Origin of the sequence: Mesorhizobium sp. M7A.F.Ca.CA.001.10.2.1 (genome assembly GCF_003998575.1) — a bacterium.
Taxonomy (GTDB): Bacteria; Pseudomonadota; Alphaproteobacteria; order Rhizobiales; family Rhizobiaceae; genus Mesorhizobium.
In genome coordinates, this window is sequence record NZ_RZQY01000456.1 from 1 (window position 1) to 4,834 (window position 4,834).

At 64.5% G+C, this 4,834-nt stretch carries 7 protein-coding genes; 4 read left to right on the forward strand and 3 right to left on the reverse strand.

All coding sequences use genetic code 11. From position 1 onward, the window contains the following. A partial coding sequence (locus EN964_RS24580) for an aldo/keto reductase (RefSeq protein WP_164775969.1) occupies positions 1 to 234 on the forward strand: 234 nt, incomplete at its 5' end. A gap of 72 nt (positions 235 to 306) precedes the next feature. Here the strand turns inward: EN964_RS24580 and EN964_RS24585 are convergent. Beyond that, positions 307 to 612, reverse strand: coding sequence for a hypothetical protein (locus EN964_RS24585; RefSeq protein ID WP_013530714.1), 306 nt, complete (start codon positions 610 to 612; stop codon positions 307 to 309). 208 nt (positions 613 to 820) lie between these two features. Here EN964_RS24585 and EN964_RS24590 point away from each other — a divergent pair, with 208 nt between their 5' ends. Further along, a complete protein-coding gene (locus EN964_RS24590) occupies positions 821 to 2,323 on the forward strand; it encodes an ATP-binding protein (RefSeq protein WP_127272635.1) in 1,503 nt (500 codons plus the stop codon). 127 nt (positions 2,324 to 2,450) lie between these two features. Here the strand turns inward: EN964_RS24590 and EN964_RS24595 are convergent, their stop codons facing one another. Beyond that, positions 2,451 to 3,233 (reverse strand): SDR family oxidoreductase, encoded by a 783-nt coding sequence (locus EN964_RS24595; protein ID WP_127271630.1) that lies wholly within the window; start codon positions 3,231 to 3,233, stop codon positions 2,451 to 2,453. Between the two features lie 173 nt (positions 3,234 to 3,406). Further along, complete coding sequence (locus EN964_RS24600; RefSeq protein WP_127271604.1) at positions 3,407 to 3,685, reverse strand: usg protein; 279 nt, start codon at positions 3,683 to 3,685, stop codon at positions 3,407 to 3,409. Positions 3,686 to 4,017: 332 nt separating this feature from the next. Here EN964_RS24600 and groES point away from each other — a divergent pair, with 332 nt between their 5' ends. Further along, complete coding sequence (gene groES / locus EN964_RS24605; protein ID WP_127255658.1) at positions 4,018 to 4,332, forward strand: co-chaperone GroES; 315 nt, start codon at positions 4,018 to 4,020, stop codon at positions 4,330 to 4,332. Positions 4,333 to 4,388: 56 nt separating this feature from the next. Next, positions 4,389 to 4,834, forward strand: a 446-nt coding sequence (locus EN964_RS24610) for a TCP-1/cpn60 chaperonin family protein (protein WP_281040536.1), incomplete at its 3' end; no start/stop codon positions are given.

Below are 4,834 nucleotides of genomic sequence, written 5' to 3' on the forward strand. Positions count from 1 at the left end.
ATTTCAGGCATCGCCAAAAAACATGGCAAGTCCGTCGCCCAGGCGATCATCCGCTGGCATCTCCAAGAGGGGCTGATCGTCATTCCAAAGTCAATCCGCAGGGATCGCATCGCCGCCAATTTCGATGTCTTCGATTTTGAACTGGATGCCCAGGACCTGCAGACGATCCGCGGCATGGATTCGCCCGAAGGCCGCAACGGGCCCAACCCCGCCACGGCCGCGTTCCTGTTCTGAGGACTGCCGACCGCGAAGCTGCCGATCTCCCGCACGAGGGGAGATTGGCCAATCTCCGGCCTCTCCGCGCGCTTAAATCCCGGACCCATCCAGCTGCTGGGCGTCTTCGCCTTCCCAGGGCGCTGGCATGGACGCGCGGCTGAGGTTTGCCGTCGGCAACGGCATCCAGCACTTCAGTTCCGGGTCGGCATATTCGATGACGCGCCCGGGCGAGGAGTCCGACGCGCGCCAGCCTTCCGAGGCGAACTGGTCGGCACGCGACCAATAGGCAAGGTCTACTTCCGCCGGTCCCTGTTCGGACGGACGCACCGTGACCAGGATGCGGCTGCCATCCTTTGGCGCCGTCGACATGTGGCGCCACCGTTCGGGCTCGTCCATCGCATTCCTCCTCGCACTCGTAGCGTTGGGTGGAGTGTCGCCTCGTGGTCCGAAGGGGTCAACCCAAAGTTTGCGCCAGGCATCGGCTGATGACCCCTCCAGGCGGTGCCTGCACAGTTGTGCGCAACACGCCGCAGGCGGTCATGCACGCTCGACGGGCTGTGACCCAGTTGATAAGCCCGTCTGCGAAAGGAGCGCCTGAGTCGAGATGACCGTTGCGATCGAGATGGGACAGACGACCGCGGGCGCCCCGGCGAAGCTGGATCTTGAGGAACTGCTCGCGACTCGCCTTTTGGTGCAGGGCAATTCAGGCTCCGGCAAGTCGCATCTGCTGCGGCGCCTGCTGGAGCAGAGCGCGCCCTGGGTGCAGCAGACCATCATCGATCCCGAGGGCGACTTCGTCTCGCTGGGCGACCGTTACGGCCATCTGGTGATCGATGCCGAGCAGCATACCGAGCGCGGCCTGCAGGCGGCCGGCGAGCGGGCGCGCATGCATCGCGTCTCCACCGTGCTCAATCTCGAAGGGCTCGACGCCGAGAACCAGATGCGGCGTGCCGCCGCCTTCCTCGGCGGGCTGTTCGAGGTCGCCCGTGACCACTGGTACCCAATGCTGGTGGTGGTGGACGAGGCGCAGCTGTTCGCGCCGGCGGTGGCCGGAGAGGTGTCGGACGAAGCGCGAAAGCTCTCGCTCGGCGCCATGACCAATTTGATGTGTCGTGGCCGCAAGCGCGGGCTGGCCGGCATCATTGCCACCCAGCGGCTGGCCAAGCTCGCCAAGAATGTCGCAGCCGAGGCGTCCAATTTTCTCATGGGCCGCACCTTCCTCGATATCGACATGGCGCGTGCCGCCGATCTTTTGGGCATGGAGAGACGCCAGGCGGAAGCGTTCCGCGATCTGGAACGCGGGCAGTTCATGGCGCTCGGCCCGGCGCTGTCGCGCCGTCCGCTGGGGCTGCGCATCGGCCCGACCGACACCAGCCCGCGCAACGGCACGCCGCGGCTCATGGCAATGCCGGAATCCGCGCTGGAAGATGCACGCGCGATCATCCTGGCGGCGCCGCCGCCCGAGACGGTGCGCACGCCGCGCCGCCCGGCGTCGCCGGACCTGCTCGACCAGCTGATGGCGGCCAAATCGGCGGCACTGGAAATGCGCCCCGAGCCGGCGGAGCCGCAAATCAGCGCCGAGGATCTGGCCGAGCGTCGTGAGCGCGTCGACCGTGTGCTGCGCGCCATCCTGGCGCAGCCCGATGCGGGTTTTCGCGTGATCGGGGTGCTCTATCAGGAATTCGTGGTCCGCTGCCGCATAGAAGGCCTCGCGTCGGTCGTGCCGGACCTGCCGGAGTTCCGCCGCATGCTGACGCGCGCCCGTGCCGGCCTTGGTTCCGAGACGACGCAGGATGACGCGTGGCGGGACGTTTCCGTCCGCGCGTCGCTGCTGCCCGACGACATGCAGGGCGTGTTCATGATGATCGCCCGTGCGGCGAAAGAGGGCTGGCCATGCCCGAGCGACGCCGCGATCGCCCGCGCCTACGGCTCGCACTCGCTGCGCCGCGCCCGGCGCCTCTTGACCTATATCGAGGAGCAGGGCCTCATCGTCTGCCAACTCGACGGGACAGGCTGGCGCACCGTGACGCTGGTCGAATTGGCCTGGGCCACCGCACCGGGAGATCCGAATGCCGAAGAGGTGGAGCAGGAGAGCCTGGCGCTGTGAAGCGGCGCGGGTGCTTTGAGCGAATGGGCGATAGGTTTTTTCAGTCACCGTCATCGCGACCAACTTCTGACGGCAACGGTGCCGACGCCGAAATGCGTCATGCAGGGCGCATGCGTTTCGATGGCGCTCACCGATTCGCCCCGATCACCCACTGTTCCTGGTCGACGAGCGTGCCGGTTATCGGCCCGGCAGCATCCGAAAGCAGGAAGACGGCGAGGTTGGCGATGTCGCTCGTCGAGAACAGGCGGCCGAAGGGTTGCGAGGCGTTGGCGGCATCGAGCCAGCCCGGCCCGTTGCCCAACGTGTCGGCCTGCATGACACGTTCGGCCGGCGTGTCGGTCCAGCCGACATTGATGCCGTTGACGCGGATGCGATCGAAGCGATGGGCGTTGGCGGCGTTTTTGGTCAGCGTGGCCAGCGCGCCCTTGCTGGCGGAATAGACGGCGAGTTCCGGCGAGCCGCAATGGGCGTTGATCGACAGGATGTTGACGATGGCGCCGCCCTGGCCACGCTTCTTCATGTCGGCGATGGCCGCCTGCATGAGGAAGAACGGTGCCCGCGCGTTGACCGCGAACAGCGAGGCCCAGCCGTCGAGATCGGCGTCGAGGAACGAGGCCCGGTCGGTCAGCCCTGCGGCGTTGACCAGCGCATCGATGCGGCCGAAGCGCTCGATGCAGGCTTGCGTCAAAAGGGCAGGGGCCGCCGGGTCGGCGAGGTCCGCGGCGACGAAGACTGTCGGCGTGCCGAGCCGCGAAAGCTCTTCCGCCACGGCATCGCCGCGGGTCTTCTCGCGCCCGGTGACGAGCAGGCCGCCGGCGCCGCAGCGCGCCAGCGTCTCGGCGATGGCGCGGCCGATGCCTTGCGTCGAGCCGGTGACCAGCGCCACCTTGCCGTTGAGCTGAAGCTCCATTCCTCTTCCCCGCCTCGCATCTGGTTTCAGGCTAGCGCGGCAGGATCGTTTTACAACATGGAAATTGGAAATCCTGGAGCGGAGATTGTTGGCGCTGCGTGGGGCCGGCAAGAGCTTGCTCCAACGTCGTCGCTCCGGGGGCGAAGCAGGAGCGGAGTCCGTCCCAAAGACCTCTAGTGGACCGTGATGATGCCCTCGACGGCCCGCCATTCCGAAGGCTGGATGAGTCGATGATGAGCAATGCGGACCGAGTGCAGCGGACCGTCGAGTTCGCGCTCCCAATATTGGAGAAAGCCCTTGAGTTCGGGAAAGGCCGGAGCGAGATCATAGTCCTGCCAGACATAGAGCTGAAGCAGGCTCGGATGATCGGGCAGGTGATAGTGGATTTCGGCCGTCGTCAGGCCATAACCTTCCATTTGCAGGCGGAATTCGCTGCTGACCGTATCGGCCATGTCTTTCTCCTTCTCTCTCCGTTCAGGCCTCCAGCCCGCGATGTCCGTATTGAACTCGCCCGATGCCATGCCGGGACGATCGGTTCCTCTTCAAACAACGTCGCGAGAAGCTCGGGGGTTCCGAAAATAGCCGCGCCATAACAGTGCGTTGGCGCCCTTTCTGGTCGAATGGAAAAATTTTTTCGCCGGTCTCTTGAAACCGAAAAACGGCAAAACTAGCTCGATATGCGCCGCGATGCCTGACGAAGGGTCGGGGCGTTCCGCACCGGTCCGATATTGCCGGTTCGGTGCGGAGGAACCTCAAAAACCTGTTTGTCCACGAGGAGAACGACATGGCGTTCCGTCCATTGCATGACCGTATTCTGGTCCGCCGCCTTGAAGCCGAGGAGAAGACCTCCGGCGGCATCATCATCCCCGATACCGCAAAGGAAAAACCGCAGGAAGGTGAAGTGCTCGCCGTCGGTCCCGGCGCGCGCGACGACAGCGGCAAGCTTGTCGAACTCGATGTCAAGGTCGGCGACCGCATCCTGTTCGGCAAATGGTCCGGCACCGAAATCAAACTCGACGGCGAGGACCTGCTCATCATGAAGGAAAGCGACGTGATGGGTGTCATCGATGAGATCGCCGAAGTGAAGAAGGCCGCCTGACGGCTTCTTCGTATCCATCCAGTCAACGAATGCTGCCTAGATAAAGGAGTGATCCAATGGCTGCCAAAGAAGTGAAATTCCATACCGAAGCGCGCGAGAAGATGCTGCGCGGCGTCGATATCCTTGCCAATGCGGTAAAGGTGACGCTCGGTCCCAAGGGGCGCAATGTCGTCATCGACAAGTCGTTCGGCGCTCCGCGCATCACCAAGGACGGCGTCACCGTGGCCAAGGAAATCGAGCTTGAAGACAAGTTCGAGAATATGGGCGCCCAGATGGTGCGCGAAGTGGCTTCCAAGACCAACGACCTTGCCGGCGACGGCACGACGACCGCAACGGTGCTTGCACAGGCGATCGTCAGGGAAGGGGCCAAGGCGGTTGCCTCGGGCATGAACCCGATGGATTTGAAGCGCGGCATCGACAAGGCGGTCGATGCGGTGGTCGCCGAACTGAAGACCAATGCCCGCAAGGTCACCCGAAACGACGAGATCGCGCAGGTAGGCAC